Source organism: Streptomyces sp. NPDC058145, assembly GCF_042884245.1.
In the GTDB taxonomy this organism is placed as follows: domain Bacteria; phylum Actinomycetota; class Actinomycetes; order Streptomycetales; family Streptomycetaceae; genus Streptomyces.
Genome location: NZ_JBHVUH010000001.1, coordinates 288,879 through 305,070, shown reverse-complemented (window position 1 = coordinate 305,070; position 16,192 = coordinate 288,879). Strand labels below are relative to the sequence as shown.

Sequence of the window (16,192 nt, the reverse complement as noted above, 5' to 3'; positions counted from 1 at the left end):
CCGTTCCGCATCCGCATCCGGCTCCGTACGGTCCGCAACCATTCACGATACGTGCCGGAGGCAACCCGCATTGAAGGGATGACGGATTCTCACGTATCCGAACCGGGCTCGGTCATGTCACGACTTGGGCTCGAAGGACTTCGTCAGCGTCCGCCAGGTGTCCTTGCGCAGTTCGCCGTGCCACTTCGCGGCCTTGGCGGTGTACATCAAGGCGTACCCGAGGTGCCCGTTCACCACGAACCCCCGGTCGATCGTGCGGTACTTGGTGCCGCCCTCGGAGTAGGTGAACTCCCAGTCGGCGGTGTTCCAGCCGCGGTAGTCGACCTGCTCTATGCGGATCTTCTGGTACTGGGAACGCACCATGTAGCGCTCCTGGTTCTTCCAGTCCGCCACCGGGTCGTTCTTGGGCGTGCTGGTCCAGGCGACGAGCAGCTTCTGTCCGTCGGGCCCGGTGTAGCGGTCGCCGGCGGCGCCGGTCGACTGGTACTTCCAGCCCTTGGGCAGCCCGATCGAGTATCCCTGGCCGCCCTTGTGGGTCGACTCGACGGGCGCGCTGCCGCCGCTCTTCGAGCCGGACGAGCCGGAGTTCCCGTCATCGTCGGAGGCGCTCGCGCTCGCCGCGTCGTCCGACGACGAGCCCGTCGAGGCGTCCTCGTCGGTCCGCGTGCCGTCGCCGGGGCTGCTCTTGCGGCCCGTGCCCTTGTCCTCCTTGACGGAGGCACTTGCGCTCGGCGCGGCCTTGGCACCGCTGCCGCGGTCGTCGCCCTTGCCGTCGCCGCCGCCGAACACGACGGCCAGCACGCTGCCGATCACCGCCAGCGCGACCACGACCGCGATGATCACCAGGGTCCGCCTGGGCACCACGTCGGTGAGCGGCGCCCTGGGCGCCGGCCGCGACGGCAGGTCCAGGTCCGGCGGCGGCACCACGGGCCAACCGGAACTCGGCTTGCTCGCGGCTGCGTTCGGAGCGGCCGGGGAGTCCTGGGCGGTACCGGTCTGCCTTCCCGGCGAACCGGCACCGGCCGTGGCGCCGGAGACCGGCCCACGCTCCGCGGCGCCCGGAGCGCCGGTACCCGAAGTGGCCGTCGCGCCATTGTTCTTCGCCCGCACGGCCGCCGCCGCGGTGGCCGCCCCGGCCGCCTTGCGGACCGAGCGCAGCGCCCCGCGCAGCTTCTCCCCGGCCTCCTCGCCCCGCTTGCCCTCCGGCCCGCCGGGCTGCGCCGGCAGCGGGACGACACGGGTGGCGTCCATCGACTCCGGCTCGGGCGCGTGGATCACCGCGTTGAGCATGGCCCGGGCGCCGGCGTCGTCGAGCCGCTGCGCCGGGTCCTTGGTGAGCAGGCCGTAGATGACGTCCCTGAGCGGGCCCGCGTTCTTGGGCTCTTCCAGGGGCTCGGTCATCACCGCGGTCAGCGTGGCGATCGCCGAGCCCTTGTCGTACGGCGGCAGACCCTCGACCGACGCGTACAGCAGGCCGCCCAGGGACCACAGGTCGGCCGCGGGACCGGGCTTGTGCCCGCGGGCGCGCTCCGGGGAGATGTACGAGGGGGCGCCGACCAGCATGCCGGTGGACGTGATGGACGGGTCGCCCTCGACCTGCGCGATGCCGAAGTCGGTGAGCACGACCCGGCCGTCCTCGGCGATCAGCACGTTGGACGGCTTCACGTCCCGGTGCAGGATGCCTTCGCGGTGCGCGGAGCGCAGCACGTCGAGGACGGCGAGGCCCACCTCGGCGGCGCGCTTGGGCTCCAGCAGGCCGTCCTCACGGATGACCTCGGCCAGGGACTTGCCCTCGACCAGCTCCATGACGATCCACGGCCGGTCGTCCTCCTCGACCACGTCGAAGACCGTCACCGCGCTGTTGTTGCGGATCCGGGCGATCGCCTTGGCCTCGCGCAGGGTGCGCGTGATCAGGCGCCGCTTCTCCTCCTCGTCGATGTTCGACGGGAACCGCAGCTCCTTGACGGCGACCGTACGGCCGAGGGTCTCGTCCTCGGCGCGCCACACCGTGCCCATGCCGCCGCGGCCCAGCACGTCTCCCAGCCGGTACCGCCCGGCGAGGAGACGCCGCTCGTTCTTGCCCTGACGAGTCTCCTGACGGGATGTTCCCGCCCGCTCCGCCTCCGACATGCGTCCCCTCATGCAACCCGCCCTGACAGAGCCTCCATTGTCTCTCACCCGACAAGTGGCCGACGCCCAGGGTGCCCCCTGCCGCGCCGGGGGCCGCACATACCGGAACACCCGCCACGCCGTCCCCTTGAGTCCGCGTCAGCCCCTGCGCCCCCCTCCCCCTCCAGGAGTGCCCCGGTTCCTCTTGGGCACACGCGCGGGCGCGGCTCCTGAGCCACCCGGAACCCGCCCCGCCCGTCGCCGAATTCGCCCTCGCACCGGGTACAACGGCCGGGATCCCGGCGGAGATCCCGGCCCGGGTCACTCGTCCGGGTGGTTCCGGCTACAGCGGCACGATGTCCGGCGCGCCCAGCCGGGCCGCGTCCGCCGTCAGGTCGTCCGGCTGGAGCTGGGACTCCCGCTCGGCCTCCACCCGCTTCTCGTAGTGCTCCACCTCGCGCTCGATCTGGCTCTTGTCCCAGCCGAGGACGGGCGCCATCAGCTCGGCGGCCTCCCGGGCGCTGCGGGTGCCCCGGTCGAAGGTCTCGATGGAGATACGGGTGCGGCGGGTGAGCACGTCGTCCAGATGCCGGGCGCCCTCGTGCGAGGCGGCGTACACGACCTCGGCGCGCAGGTAGTCGTCGGCGGCCTGCAGCGGCTCGCCCAGGGCCGGGTCGGCCGCGACGAGGTCCAGGATCTCCTCCGCCATGGAGCCGTACCGGTTCAGCAGGTGCTCCACCCGGACCACGTGCAGCCCGGTGCGGGCGGCGATCCGCGCCCGGGCGTTCCACATCGCCCGGTAGCCCTCGGCGCCGAGCAGCGGGATCTCCTCGGTGACGCAGTCGGCGACGCGCATGTCGAGCCCGTGCACCGCCTCGTCGACGGCATCCTTCGCCATCACCCGGTACGTCGTGTACTTGCCGCCCGCCACGACCACCAGACCCGGCGCCGGATGCGCCACGGTGTGCTCGCGGGACAGCTTGCTCGTGGCGTCCGACTCACCGGCCAGCAGCGGGCGCAGTCCGGCGTACACGCCCTGCACGTCGTCGCGGCCGAGCGGCACGGCGAGCGCCGAGTTGACGTGCTCCAGCAGGTAGTCGATGTCGGCGCTGGAGGCGGCCGGGTGGGCCTTGTCGAGGTCCCAGCCGGTGTCCGTGGTGCCGACGATCCAGTGCCGGCCCCAGGGGATGACGAACAGGACCGACTTCTCGGTGCGCAGGATCAGGCCGGTGGTGGAGTGGATGCGGTCCTTGGGCACGACCAGATGGATGCCCTTGGAGGCGCGGACGTGGAACTGGCCCCGCTCACCCACCATGGCCTGGGTGTCGTCGGTCCACACGCCGGTGGCGTTGACGACCTGCTTGGCGCGGATCTCGTACTCCCCGCCGCCCTCCACGTCCTGCACCCGGGCGCCGACGACCCGCTCACCCTCGCGCAGGAACCCGGTCACGCGCGCCCGGTTGGCGACCCGCGCGCCGTAGGACACCGCCGTGCGCACCAGGTTGGTGACGAAGCGGGCGTCGTCCACCTGGGCGTCGTAGTACTGCAGCGCGCCGACCAGGGCGTCCTTCTTCAGACAGGGCGCGACCCGCAGGGCGTGACGGCGGGTCAGATGACGGTGCAGAGGGAGGCCACGGCCGTGCCCGCGGGCCATCGACATCGCGTCGTAGAGCGCGACGCCCAACCCGGCGTACACCCGCTCCCAGCCCTTGTGCTGGAGCGGATAGAGGAACGGTACCGGTTTCACCAGGTGCGGGGCGATTCGCTCCAGCAGCAGACCGCGCTCCTTCAGCGCCTCGCGGACGAGGGCGAAGTCGAGCATCTCCAGGTAGCGCAAGCCGCCGTGGATGAGCTTGCTGGACCTGCTGGAGGTGCCGGACGCCCAGTCGCGGGCCTCGACCAGGCCGGTGGACAGACCGCGGGTGACGGCGTCCAGTGCGGTGCCGGCGCCCACCACTCCGCCGCCGACCACCAGCACGTCCAGCTCGCGCTCCGCCATCGCCGCCAGTGCCTCGGCGCGCTGCTCCGGGCCCAGAGTCGCTGTCCTCACCGCTGCCTCCCGCTGTCGAACGTCTCGCTCGCGTCGGCCGCACCCGCGGTGGGCGAAGCCCGTTCATCCCCTCCTCATGCCCAAATTCTGACCGGCTCGCCCTGTGCCGGCCACCACGCGCCCGCGACCTGTGGACAACGTGCGCGCAACCGCCTGGGAGACACACGAACACAATCCCACATCACGGTCATATTTACTCCTAGTGTGACAGTGCGCTCGTACATGCTGCCCACAGCGGTTGCGCACCTGTCCCGCTTCGGCTACTGGGAAGGACGGCCCACGCCCCATGCCCGCAGACCTCGCCGTGATCGGACTCGGTCCGTACGGCCTGCCGCTCGCCCAGGCCGCCGTCGCCGCAGGCATCCCGACCATCGGGTACGCCACCGGCCCCGAGGCCGGCTCGCTCAGCCCCGCCGAGCTGCGCCGGATGCGCTCCACCGGTTTCCGGCCCGGTACCGACCCGGCCCAGCTCGGCCGGGTGCGCACCGCGGTGATCTGCGCGCCCACTCCGCGCGGTGCCGACGGCGGGATCGACCTCGGCCTGGTGGAGGGGGCCGCCCGCACGCTCGCCGAACGGCTCCGCCCGCACACCACGGTCATCCTGGAGTCACCCGTGCTGCCCGGGACCACCGACGGGTTCCTGCGCCCCCTGCTGGAGGAGGGCTCCGGACTCCGCGCCGGGCGCGACTTCCACCTCGCCTACTCGCCCAGCCGGGTCGACCCCGGCAACCGCGACCGCACCCCCGCCAACACGCCCAAGGTCATCGGGGGGCTCACCCCGGCCTGCACCGAGTCGGCCGCCGCCTTCTACGGGCGACTGACCGACAAGGTGGTCCGCGCGCGCGGGCTGCGCGAGGCGGAGACGGTGCAGTTGCTGGAGACGAACTACCGGCACGTGAACATCGCGCTGGTCAACGAGATGGCCGAGCTCTGCCACGAGCTGGGCGTCGACCTGTGGGACGTCGTCCGCTGCGCGGAGACCAAGCCGTTCGGCTTCCAGGCCTTCCGGCCGGGCCCTGGCGTCGGCGGCCACGGCCTCCCCCAGGACCTGACCGGCCACGCGACCCGCACCCTGCGCATGGTGGAACTCGCCCAGCAGGTCAACCACCGCATGCCCGAGTACGTCGTCCGGCGCGCCGCCACCCTCCTCAACGAGCACGGCAAGTCCGCGCGCGGGGCCCGCGTTCTGCTGCTCGGCGTCACCTACAAGCCCGACATCGCCGACCTCCAGGGCACGCCCGCGCGCGAGATCGCGGTGCGGCTGACCGAGCTGGGCGCGTCCGTCAGCTTCCACGACCCGTACGTGCACGCGTGGAGCGTCCTCGACCGCCCGGTCCCCCGAGCCGACGCCCTGTACGAGGCGGTCGCCGACGCCGACCTGACGATCCTGCTCCAGCACCACCGCACATACGATCTGCAGGGCCTGTCGGTGAAGGCCCAACTCCTGCTGGACACCCGAGGCGCGGCCCCCACGGGGGCGGCGCACCGGTTGTGAAGGGGGGCGCGTGGACGCTCGAGCCGGCGGTGCCGGTGGCGTGAAGGGCGAAACCGCGGCTACCGTACTAAGCAGTGGAGCCCACCGCAGGGGTCACTGCGGCAGGCTCCTGAGCGAGGTACGGAGTGTCCACCCCTAGTTGCTGTAGGGGTGGCCGCTCATCGCCCGTAGATCCGCAAGATCCACCTCCTCCGGCACTTCACGAGCCGAAGCCGGACACGGTCCCATCGGTTGGGCTTGCGGTGGCGTCCCATGGGCGCCCCCTTCCACGAGCCGCCCAGAGACCCGGTAGGCGGACCGCATGGAATTCGGGCCGGGCCCCGAGGGCGGGGTCCGGTCCTTGTCCTTGGAAGGAGGCGCCCAGGACAACTGGAGCGCCGACCACGGACATTACCGCCCCGCTTCACCCACTCGGCCCGCATTCACCCCGAACGCAACCACGCGCCCCCTTCAACCCAATGCGCCCCCGAAGAGTCGTATTTGGGCACGCGGAAGGGCCGGTCATCCTCCTGGATGACCGGCCCTTCCGGTGTATCGAAGGCTCAGCGGCGGTGCTGGCTGTCCGCGACCGTCACCTCGACGCGCTGGAACTCCTTCAGCTCGCTGTAGCCGGTGGTGGCCATGGCGCGGCGCAGGGCGCCGAAGAAGTTCATGGAGCCGTCGGGGGTGTGGGACGGGCCGGTGAGGATCTCCTCGATGGTGCCGACCGTGCCCAGGGCGACCTTCTGGCCGCGGGGCAGCTCCTCGTTGACGGCCTCCATGCCCCAGTGGTGGCCCTTGCCGGGCGCGTCCGTGCCGCGGGCCAGCGGGGAGCCCATCATGACGGAGTCGGCGCCGCAGGCGATCGCCTTGGGCAGGTCGCCGGACCAGCCGACGCCACCGTCCGCGATCACGTGCACGTACCGGCCGCCGGACTCGTCCATGTAGTCCCGGCGGGCCGCGGCCACGTCGGCGACCGCCGTCGCCATCGGGACCTGGATGCCGAGCACGTTGCGCGTGGTGTGCGCGGCGCCGCCGCCGAAGCCCACCAGCACGCCGGCCGCACCGGTGCGCATCAGGTGCAGGGCCGCGGTGTAGGTGGCGCAGCCGCCCACGATCACCGGCACGTCGAGCTCGTAGATGAACTGCTTGAGGTTCAGCGGCTCGTGCGAGGAGGACACGTGCTCCGCGGAGACCGTCGTACCGCGGATGACGAAGATGTCCACACCCGCGTCCACGACCGCCTTGGAGAACTGGGCGGTGCGCTGCGGGGAGAGCGCGGCCGCCGTGACCACGCCGGCGTCGCGCACCTCCTTGAGGCGGGCGCCGATCAGCTCCTCCTTGATGGGAGCCGCGTAGATCTCCTGGAGGCGGCGGGTCGCCTGCTCGGCGGGCAGCTCGGCGATCTCGTCGAGCAGCGGCTGCGGGTCCTCGTGCCGCGTCCACAGGCCCTCGAGGTTCAGTACGCCCAGGCCGCCCAGCTCGCCGATGCGGATCGCGGTGGCCGGGGAGACGACCGAGTCCATGGGGGCGGCCAGGAACGGCAGCTCGAACCGGTAGGCGTCGATCTGCCAGGCGATCGAGACCTCCTTCGGGTCCCGCGTACGGCGGCTGGGGACGACGGCGATGTCGTCGAAGGCGTACGCCCGGCGGCCGCGCTTGCCGCGCCCGATCTCGATCTCAGTCACGTCTTGGCCTTTCCCTGATGCGTTCAGCGTCTTCCAGTATCGCCGACGGGCACGGCAACGGCGGCCCCGTAGGTTCCGGGGCCGCCGCCGATGCCCGTCACGCGCGTACGTGCGTCACTTCTTGTTGCTGTAGTTCGGTGCCTCGACCGTCATCTGGATGTCGTGCGGGTGGCTCTCCTTCAGACCCGCCGAGGTGATCCGCACGAACCGGCCCTTGGACTCCATCTCCTCGATGGTGGCGGCGCCCACGTAACCCATGGTCTGGCGCAGGCCGCCGACGAGCTGGTGCAGCACGTTGGCGAGCGGGCCGCGGTAGGGCACCTGGCCCTCGACGCCCTCGGGCACGAGCTTCTCGTCGGCGACGACGTCGGCCTGGAAGTAGCGGTCCTTGGAGTACGACCTGCCCTGGCCGCGGGACTGCATGGCGCCCAGCGACCCCATGCCGCGGTACGACTTGAACTGCTTGCCGTTGATGAAGAGCAGCTCGCCCGGGGACTCCTCGCAGCCGGCGAGGAGGCTGCCCAGCATCACCGTGTCGGCGCCGGCGGCCAGCGCCTTGCCGATGTCGCCGGAGTACTGCAGGCCGCCGTCGCCGATCAGCGGGACACCGGCGGAACGGGCCGCGAGGGAGGCCTCGTAGATGGCGGTGACCTGCGGGACACCAATGCCTGCGACGACGCGGGTGGTGCAGATGGAGCCCGGGCCCACGCCCACCTTGATGCCGTCCACACCCGCGTCGATCAGCGCCTGGGCGCCGTCGCGCGTGGCGACGTTGCCGCCGACCACGTCGACGTTCACGCTCGACTTGATCTTGGACATCCAGCTCAGGGCGTTGCTGTTGTGGCCGTGCGAGGTGTCGACGACCAGGAAGTCCACACCGGCCCCGGCGAGCGCCTGGGCGCGCTCCAGCGCCTCGGGGCTGGCGCCGACCGCGGCACCGACGAGCAGCCGGCCCTCGGCGTCCTTCGCGGCGTTCGGGTACTTCTCGGCCTTGACGAAGTCCTTGACCGTGATCAGGCCCTTGAGGACGCCCTCGTCGTCCACCAGCGGCAGCTTCTCGATCTTGTGCTTCCGCAGCAGCTCCATGGCCTCGGGGCCGGAGGTGCCGACCTTGCCGGTGACCAGCGGCATCGGGGTCATGACCTCGTGCACGCGGCGGCTGCGGTCGCTCTCGAAGGCCATGTCGCGGTTGGTCACGATGCCGAGCAGCTTGCCGGCGGGGTTGGTGACCGGGACACCGCTGATGCGGAACTTGGCGCACAGCGCGTCCGCCTCGGCGAGCGTGGCGTCGGGGTGCACCGTGATCGGGTCGGTGACCATGCCGGACTCGGACCGCTTCACCAGGTCGACCTGGTTGACCTGGTCCTCGACGGAGAGGTTGCGGTGCAGCACGCCGACGCCGCCCAGCCGGGCCATCGCGATCGCCATGCGGGACTCGGTCACCTTGTCCATCGCCGCCGAGAGCATCGGGATGTTCACCCGGACGTTGCGGGAGATGCGGGACGAGGTGTCGACCGCGTTGGGGAGCACCTCGGATGCGCCCGGCAGCAGCAGCACGTCGTCGTAGGTCAGCCCGAGGGTCGCGAATTTTCCGGGCACTCCGTCGACGTTTGCAGTCATGACACCTTCCCCAAATGGCCTTGATCGGTGCGGATGTCCATGCTAACGGCAAGCTTCGCTAGCAAATTCCACGTCAGGACGCCGCTTCAGGCTTCGTATGTTCGTACGGGAACGGGACCGTGCCCGTTCAGCGGAGGGAGCCTGGGAGGCCCCGTCCAGGGGGTTACTGCTCGGCCAGTGCGCGCAGGCGGCTCAGCGCCCGGTGCTGGGCGACCCGGACCGCGCCGGGTGACATTCCCAACATCTGCCCCGTCTCCTCCGCGGTCAAGCCCACGGCGATGCGCAGCAGGAGCAGCTCCCGCTGGTTCTCGGGCAGGTTGGCCAGCAGTTTCTTGGCCCACTCGGCGTCGCTGCTGAGCAGGGCGCGCTCCTCGGGGCCGAGGGAGTCGTCGGGGCGCTCCGGCATCTCGTCCGAGGGGACGGCCGTGGAGCCCGGGTGGCGCATCGCGGCGCGCTGGAGGTCGGCCACCTTGTGCGAGGCGATGGCGAAGACGAAGGCCTCGAAGGGGCGGCCGGTGTCCCGGTAGCGGGGCAGGGCGAGCAGCACCGCCACGCAGACCTCCTGGGCGAGGTCCTCCACGAAGTGGCGCGCGTCGCCCGGGAGCCGGGACAGCCGGGTGCGGCAGTAGCGCAGCGCCAAGGGGTGGACATGGGCGAGCAGGTCGTGCGTGGCCTGCGCGTCGCCGTCGACGGCGCGATGTACGAGCGCACCGAAGGCCCCAGGGGCCGTGCCCGCCTCGTCGTCGCGCATCGGTCCATGGTGCCCTGCGGCCGTCCGGTCCGTCGCATCGTGCCCGTGGTTGTGCACCGAAGCGTTATGAGTAGGTGCGCCGGCACTCATCCCCTGCGCCCTCCCCTTCCGCTCGACCGACTCGTCCCCGAGAGACTCCACATCTCAAGGATGCGGCATCCGCGCCGAAACGAGCAGCGGGCGTCCACGGGCCGCCTCGCCCGGCCCCGTCCGCGCGTCTCCCGCCGCCCACCGACAGCCCTGCGCCCGCGCGCCTCGCACCCCGGTGGATGGGTCGGCGGGCGGGCGGCGGAGCCGCTTCGGCGGACGACGGCCGAGCGGCGGATCACCGAGGAGATGACCGGGGAAGCCGGGTGACCGAAGATGCCGGGCGAGCCAGAATCGTCACCCACAGTCACCACTCCCGCGACCGGACCACAGCCCCGCTCGAACACACGCACACCCATCGGCCACATGACCACGGGCCGCGGGCACGGACCGCGGGCACCGGCCGCCGACAACTGCCGACAGACCACCGAGCCGCACCCGCACCCACCCGTCGCCCCGCCACCGGACCGCCTCGCCCCCGGCCACGCTCCGCCCCGTCTGCCGCGCGACAGACGGGGACGACCAGGGGCCGACCGCGGCCGTGCGCCGCGGCACACGTCCTACCGGACCAGTCCCCAGCGGAAGCCGAGCGCCACCGCGTGGGCCCGGTCCGAGGCGCCGAGCTTCTTGAACAGGCGGCGGGCATGCGTCTTCACGGTGTCCTCGGAGAGGAACAGCTCGCGGCCGATCTCGGCGTTGGAGCGGCCGTGGCTCATGCCCTCGAGCACCTGGATCTCGCGCGCGGTGAGGGTGGGCGCGGCGCCCATCTCCGCCGAGCGCAGCCGGCGCGGGGCCAGCCGCCAGGTGGGGTCGGCGAGGGCCTGCGTCACCGTGGCGCGCAGCTCCGCGCGCGAGGCGTCCTTGTGCAGGTAGCCCCGGGCGCCGGCGGCCACCGCGAGGGCCACACCGTCGAGGTCCTCGGCGACGGTCAGCATGATGATGCGCGCGCCCGGGTCCGCGGACAGCAGGCGGCGCACGGTCTCGACGCCGCCCAGGCCGGGCATGCGTACGTCCATCAGGATCAGGTCGGAGCGGTCGGCGCCCCAGCGGCGGAGGACTTCCTCGCCGTTGGCCGCCGTGGTCACGCGCTCGACGCCGGGCACGGTCGCCACCGCGCGGCGCAGCGCCTCTCGGGCAAGCGGGGAGTCGTCGCAGACGAGGACGGATGTCATGACCGCCCTCCGCAGCTGATGCGCGTCACCTTGAGCCTCCAGGCTGGTACGGAATCGTCACCTGTGCGGTCGACCGCCTCGGACGCCTGCCCGAGCGCTTGTGTTTTCAACCGCCTCCGCACTCTCAACGACGGTCACTCGAAAGAGTTACGGGGCTACATGCCGTCTTCGGCACTCTACGTGAGGGTCTCGACACGGTGCAGACATGCCCAACAGACTCTCAACTTTTCATCACAACCTATGCCCCATTTAGTCGCTTTTGCTCCCGTTTCTCGGTGTCTGGAGCTAGATTCGCAATGAGTCATATTTTCATCTCCTTAGACCGGAGATGTACGGTCGTTGGCACCGGATCCGCCCAGAACGGCTACAAGGGGTCACGTAATGGCAGATTTCTCCCGCCTTCCCGGACCGAATGCGGACCTGTGGGACTGGCAGTTGCTGGCTGCTTGCCGCGGGGTCGACAGCTCGCTCTTCTTTCACCCTGAGGGCGAGCGCGGGGCGGCTCGGAGCGCTCGCGAGAACTCGGCCAAGGAGGTCTGCATGAGGTGCCCGGTCCGTGCGGAGTGCGCGGCGCACGCGCTTGCGGTACGCGAGCCGTACGGAGTCTGGGGCGGCCTGACCGAGGACGAGCGTGAGGAGTTGATGGGGCGGGCACGCAACCGCCTGGTGGCGGCCTCGACCACCAGCGGCGACCCCGCCCCTCATCACTGAAGGAAACGTTTCTGCACCCACAGACCACCGGGTGCTTCCCATCCCCCACCGGGCACGCCAAGCGCGTGCCCGCGACTCTGCCGCCGTGCACCCTGTCCGCGGCTTCGCCGCCGGAGCCCGCGCGACCTCGCCGTAGTACCCCGCGTGACCTCTCCGCAGTACCTCGCGCGCGCGACCTAGCCGTCGTCCCCGCGCGTGACCCGGCCGTCGTACCGCTGCTCCCGCCCGGCCGCCCGGGCCAGCTGCTCCAGCGTCGCCGCCACGGTCGGCACCTGGGCCAGGTCGGGCAGGGTGAGGGCGACGATCTGCCGCCGGACCACCGGTTCCAGATTCACCGTGCGCACCCCTCTCGGCCGTACCGACTCCACCGCGAGCTGCGGCAGCACGGCGACCCCGAGTCCCGCGCCCACCAGGCCGACCACCGCCGGGTAGTCGTCGGTGGCGAAGTCGATGCGGGGCGTGAAGCCGGCGCTCTCGCACACCTCCACCAACTGGCTGCGGCAACGCGGGCAGCCCGCGATCCAGGGCTCACGGGCCAGTTCCCCGATGGCGACGGACTCCGCGCGCGCGAGCGGGTGCCGTTCGGGCACCAGGGCGACCAGGCGGTCCATCAGCAGGGGCCGTACGACGAGGTCGTCCCACTCCTCGGCGACGGCCGCGCCCTCGTAACGGAAGGCGAGCGCCAGGTCGCAGTCGCCCTCGCGCAGCAGCTCCACGGACCTCGGGGGCTCGGCCTCCTCGAGGGAGACACGGGTGCCGGGGTGGGCGGCGCGGAGTGCGGCCAGGGCGGTGGGCACGAGGGTGGAGCTGCCGCTGGGGAAGGAGACGAGCCGGACCCGGCCGGCGCGCAGGCCCGCGATCGCGGCGACCTCCTCCTCGGCCGCGGTGAGCCCGGCGAGGATGCCGGAGGCGTGCCGGACCAGGGCCTCACCGGCCTCGGTCAGCCGCATCTCGCGGCCGCTGCGGACCAGCAGCGGGGTGCCGACCGAGGCCTCCAGGGCCTTCATCTGCTGGCTGACGGCGGGCTGGGTGCAGCCCAGCTCGCGCCCAGCGGCGGAGAAGGAGCCGGTGGTGGCTACGGCGCGCAGGACGCGGAGATGACGGGCCTCGATCACCCTGGAAGCATAAGCCGAGCTTGGATGCGGCGCCCGATATTGCGTCGACGCTTTGGGGTCCGGTCCCGTACCGTGCGGGCATGAAGCTTCTCTCGGTCAACCTGGGCAGCCCGCAGCCGGTGCCGTACACGGACCAGCCGCAGGGTGTGACGGGCATCGACAAGCGGCCCACCGACGGGCCGGTGCGGGTGGCGGCGCCCGGCCCCAAGGGGACCGGCGCGAGCGGTGTCGCCGGGGACGCGGTGTGCGACACCCGCCACCACGGCGGTGACGACCAGGCGGTGTACGCCTTCGCGCGCGAGGACCTCGACGCCTGGGAGCGCGAGCTGGGCCGGACGCTGGCCAACGGCTGCTTCGGCGAGAACCTCACGACGGACGGTCTCGACGTGTCCGGCGCGCTGATCGGCGAGCGCTGGCGGATCGGTTCCGGGGTCGTACTGGAAGTCACCTCCGGCCGGATCCCGTGCCGCACCTTCCAGGGCCATTTGGCCGAACAGGGATGGGTGAGGAGATTCACCCGGAAGGGCGCGACCGGCGCCTATCTGCGGGTGATCGAACCGGGGGAGATACGGGCGGGCGACTCCGTCGAGATCCTGCACCGGCCGGACCACGGGGTCACGGCGGCGATGCAGTTCCGCGCGGTCACCACCGAGCGGGAACTGCTGCCCGGGCTGCTCGTGGCCGGCGAGGCGCTGCACACGGAGACGCTGGCCGCGGCCCGCAAGTACGTCGCCGCTCAGCCCCGCTGAGCGGCTGTCACCGCCGGCGGACGCGGTCGCTCCGGGTCACTACCCTTGGGCCATGACAACGGCTCTGATTACGGGATCGACCGCGGGGATCGGTGCCGCTTTCGCGCGGCGCCTGGCGGCTGAAGGGCATGACCTCGTCCTGGTGGCGCGGGACACCAAGCGGCTGCGCGAGCAGGCGACCGAGCTGCACGACCGGCACGGCGTCGAGGTGGAGGTGCTCACCGCCGACCTCGCCGAGGACAAGGGCATCGAGACGGTGGCCGACCGGCTCGGCGACCGGCGCAACCCGGTCGACCTGCTGATCAACAACGCCGGTTTCGGCAACAAGGGCCGCTTCCTCGATGTGTCCATGGCCGACGAGCTGAGAATGCTCAAGGTGCACTGCGAGGCGGTGCTGCGGCTGACCTCGGCGGCCACCGGGGCGATGCGGGAGCGCGGCCGGGGCGGTGTGGTCAACGTGGCGTCCGTGGCCGCCTTCGTGCCCCGGGGCACCTACGGCGCCTCGAAGGCGTGGGTCGTGCAGTTCACCCAGGGCGTGGCGAAGGACCTGGCCGGCAGCGGGGTCCGGCTGATGGCGCTGTGCCCCGGCTTCGTGCGCACGGAGTTCCACGAGCGGGCCGGGATGGGCACGGACAACATCCCCGGCTGGATGTGGCTGGACGCGGACAAGCTGGTCGCGGCGGCGCTGGCCGACCTCGCCCGCGGGAAGTCGCTGTCCATCCCGGACCCGCGCTACAAGGCGCTGATGGGCCTGGTGAAGGTCACCCCGCGCGGTCTGCTGGGCGGGATCAGCTCGCGGACGGGGCGCAAGTACGGGCCTCAGTAGCACGGGTGGCGGCGCCGTTCCGGTGGGAAGATGGTCGGGTCGGTACCGGACCAGGGGGGGCCGGAGGCGGTGGCATGACCTTCGTACAGCTCATCGAGTGCAGGACGAGCCGGCTGGACGAGATGAACCGGCTCATGGACGACTGGGTCACCCAGAGCAAGGGGAAGCGCACGGCGACGCACGCGGTGGTCGGCAAGGACCGCTCCGACGCGTCGCACATCGTCGAGGTGGTGGAGTTCCCGTCGTACGAGGAGGCGATGCGGAACTCGAACCTCCCGGAGACCGGCAGGATCTTCCGGGACATGGTCGCCCTGTGCGACGAGACGCCGACGTTCACGGACCTGGACGTCGTCAGGGACGAGCAGTTGGGCCTCGATTCCGTACGGCGGCTCTTCGCGGCCCTGGAGAGCGAGGGCGAGCTGCCGCCGCTCAACGACCTGCTGGACGAGGACATCCACAGCCACGACCCGGTGAACCCGCAGGACACCATCGGGCTGGACAGCGTCCGCAGCGAGTACCGGATGTGGCGCGCCGCCTTCGACTTCGCCTTCACGGTCGACGACGTGCTGGCCCAGGGCGACCAGGCCTGCGCGCGCTGGACCTGGCACGCGACCCACAAGGGCGACTTCCTGGGCATCCCGGCGACCGGCCGCCAGGTCAGCATGACCGGCATGACCCTCTTCCGCTTCGGCGCCCACGGCAAGATCACCGAAACCTGGTGGCAGCACGACCAGCTGGGGCTGATGCAGCAGCTGGGGGCGCTGGACGAGCTGGAGCAGTAGGCGGCGGTCGACAGGAAGCCCCCGTGCCGGGCGGGCGGCGGGGGCTTCCGCGTGGCCGCCTTCGGCCGACGTGATCGTGCAGCCGGTCGGCCACGGCCGCCTGTCGGTGGGGCGGATCAGGATTCTCATCCAGCCGTCGAGGGGGGCACAGACGCGCGTCACCCGTGCCTCCCCTCGTGTCCACTGCCGTCCGGAGGTGCCTGCTGCCCGCTGCTCCCAAGCCGACAGCGCCCGCTCCGCGGGAGCGCTGGTTCCAGCCGCGGCGGCCCGGTTCGGGTAGGAGCAGGAGGGGCTGGACCATCTCCGGGGGCTGATGCCGAAGACGGAGCCCTACCGGGCGTGGGCGACATTCCAGTTCACCGGGGCGTCGGGCCGGTCAGCGAGTGCGATGTGCTGATCGCCGTACCCGGCGGCCTCTATCTGCGGGAGCTCAAGGCCACCCCGGCCGGGTGGTGAACCACGGTTCCCGGCGCCTCCCCCGGCTCCGACGGTTCCCTGCTGCTCGGCTGGGCCGGCTGGGACCACCGCGACCAGGCCGACGCCCTCGTCGGCATGATCCGCGACCGGGTGGAGAACGACGGCTGGGCCAAGGAGGACCCCCGGTTCGTTCCCCTGCTCGCCGGTCTGCGCGAGGTGCTGCCCTGGATCCATCCACCAGCGGTACGGCGAGTACGACGAGGAGTGGGAGGGGAACCCTGCCGAGAAATTCCAGTCCGCTTTGGAGACCGGCCGTACGGAACGTCAGCTCTCCGAGTCCGACCTCGTCGACTGGCGCCCCGAGAAGAAGACGCGGGGGCGGCAGAAGAAGAGTGAGTGACGCACGAGTGGGCGGTTCGGGCCACCTCCGCCTCCGCTGACCTCTGGTTCCGCCGTCGTCGTTGGCCCATATCGTCCAATCGCTGCGGGCGCCTACGGGCATGAGACGAGAGAGGCGCGGGGGGGGGGCCCCCGGGGGGGGGCGCCCCCCCCCCCCCCCCCCCCAACCCCCCCCCCCCCCCCCCCCAAACCCCCCCCCCCCCCGCGGGCCCCCGCGGGGGGGGGCCCCCCCCCCCCCGCGG

At 71.8% G+C, this 16,192-nt stretch carries 13 protein-coding genes; 6 read left to right on the top strand and 7 right to left on the bottom strand.

Annotated elements, in window-relative coordinates; all coding sequences use genetic code 11:
• Positions 1 to 117: 117 nt before the first annotated feature.
• A complete protein-coding gene (locus ACFVVO_RS01540; RefSeq protein ID WP_390050937.1) occupies positions 118 to 2,130 on the bottom strand; it encodes a protein kinase in 2,013 nt (670 codons plus the stop codon).
• Positions 2,131 to 2,452: 322 nt separating this feature from the next.
• The gene (locus tag ACFVVO_RS01535; RefSeq protein ID WP_390050936.1) at positions 2,453 to 4,159 is read right to left on the bottom strand and encodes a glycerol-3-phosphate dehydrogenase/oxidase; all 1,707 of its coding nucleotides are present in this window, start codon (positions 4,157 to 4,159) and stop codon (positions 2,453 to 2,455) included.
• A gap of 286 nt (positions 4,160 to 4,445) precedes the next feature.
• Between ACFVVO_RS01535 and ACFVVO_RS01530 the strand changes: the two genes are divergently transcribed.
• A complete protein-coding gene (locus ACFVVO_RS01530; protein ID WP_390050935.1) occupies positions 4,446 to 5,654 on the top strand; it encodes a nucleotide sugar dehydrogenase in 1,209 nt (402 codons plus the stop codon).
• 542 nt (positions 5,655 to 6,196) lie between these two features.
• Here the strand turns inward: ACFVVO_RS01530 and ACFVVO_RS01525 are convergent.
• The 4 genes from ACFVVO_RS01525 to ACFVVO_RS01510 form a co-directional block, all read right to left on the bottom strand.
• Positions 6,197 to 7,321 carry a GuaB3 family IMP dehydrogenase-related protein gene (locus ACFVVO_RS01525; RefSeq protein ID WP_390050934.1) on the bottom strand — a complete coding sequence of 375 codons (1,125 nt, stop codon included), beginning with the start codon at positions 7,319 to 7,321 and terminating at the stop codon, positions 6,197 to 6,199.
• A gap of 114 nt (positions 7,322 to 7,435) precedes the next feature.
• Positions 7,436 to 8,941 (bottom strand): IMP dehydrogenase, encoded by a 1,506-nt coding sequence (gene guaB, locus ACFVVO_RS01520; protein ID WP_390050933.1) that lies wholly within the window; start codon positions 8,939 to 8,941, stop codon positions 7,436 to 7,438.
• A 163-nt stretch (positions 8,942 to 9,104) separates the two neighbouring features.
• The gene (locus ACFVVO_RS01515; protein WP_351672097.1) at positions 9,105 to 9,692 is read right to left on the bottom strand and encodes a sigma-70 family RNA polymerase sigma factor; all 588 of its coding nucleotides are present in this window, start codon (positions 9,690 to 9,692) and stop codon (positions 9,105 to 9,107) included.
• Between the two features lie 647 nt (positions 9,693 to 10,339).
• Positions 10,340 to 10,951, bottom strand: coding sequence for a response regulator transcription factor (locus tag ACFVVO_RS01510; protein ID WP_003948568.1), 612 nt, complete (start codon positions 10,949 to 10,951; stop codon positions 10,340 to 10,342).
• 381 nt (positions 10,952 to 11,332) lie between these two features.
• Between ACFVVO_RS01510 and ACFVVO_RS01505 the strand changes: the two genes are divergently transcribed.
• The gene (locus ACFVVO_RS01505) at positions 11,333 to 11,662 is read left to right on the top strand and encodes a WhiB family transcriptional regulator (RefSeq protein ID WP_390050932.1); all 330 of its coding nucleotides are present in this window, start codon (positions 11,333 to 11,335) and stop codon (positions 11,660 to 11,662) included.
• 176 nt (positions 11,663 to 11,838) lie between these two features.
• On the opposite strand, the gene ACFVVO_RS01500 is transcribed toward ACFVVO_RS01505, so the two are convergent.
• Positions 11,839 to 12,777 carry a LysR family transcriptional regulator gene (locus ACFVVO_RS01500; RefSeq protein ID WP_390050931.1) on the bottom strand — a complete coding sequence of 313 codons (939 nt, stop codon included), beginning with the start codon at positions 12,775 to 12,777 and terminating at the stop codon, positions 11,839 to 11,841.
• An 80-nt stretch (positions 12,778 to 12,857) separates the two neighbouring features.
• Between ACFVVO_RS01500 and ACFVVO_RS01495 the strand changes: the two genes are divergently transcribed.
• The 4 genes from ACFVVO_RS01495 (at position 12,858) to ACFVVO_RS01480 (ending at position 15,947) form a co-directional block, all read left to right on the top strand.
• The gene (locus tag ACFVVO_RS01495; protein ID WP_390050930.1) at positions 12,858 to 13,526 is read left to right on the top strand and encodes an MOSC domain-containing protein; all 669 of its coding nucleotides are present in this window, start codon (positions 12,858 to 12,860) and stop codon (positions 13,524 to 13,526) included.
• A 52-nt stretch (positions 13,527 to 13,578) separates the two neighbouring features.
• Positions 13,579 to 14,352: an SDR family NAD(P)-dependent oxidoreductase gene (locus tag ACFVVO_RS01490; RefSeq protein ID WP_390050929.1), complete on the top strand. Its 774-nt coding sequence runs from the start codon at positions 13,579 to 13,581 to the stop codon at positions 14,350 to 14,352.
• Positions 14,353 to 14,426: 74 nt separating this feature from the next.
• Positions 14,427 to 15,134, top strand: coding sequence for an ester cyclase (locus ACFVVO_RS01485; RefSeq protein WP_390050928.1), 708 nt, complete (start codon positions 14,427 to 14,429; stop codon positions 15,132 to 15,134).
• A gap of 495 nt (positions 15,135 to 15,629) precedes the next feature.
• A complete protein-coding gene (locus ACFVVO_RS01480) occupies positions 15,630 to 15,947 on the top strand; it encodes a DUF7008 domain-containing protein (RefSeq protein WP_390051549.1) in 318 nt (105 codons plus the stop codon).
• Positions 15,948 to 16,192 lie beyond the last annotated feature (245 nt).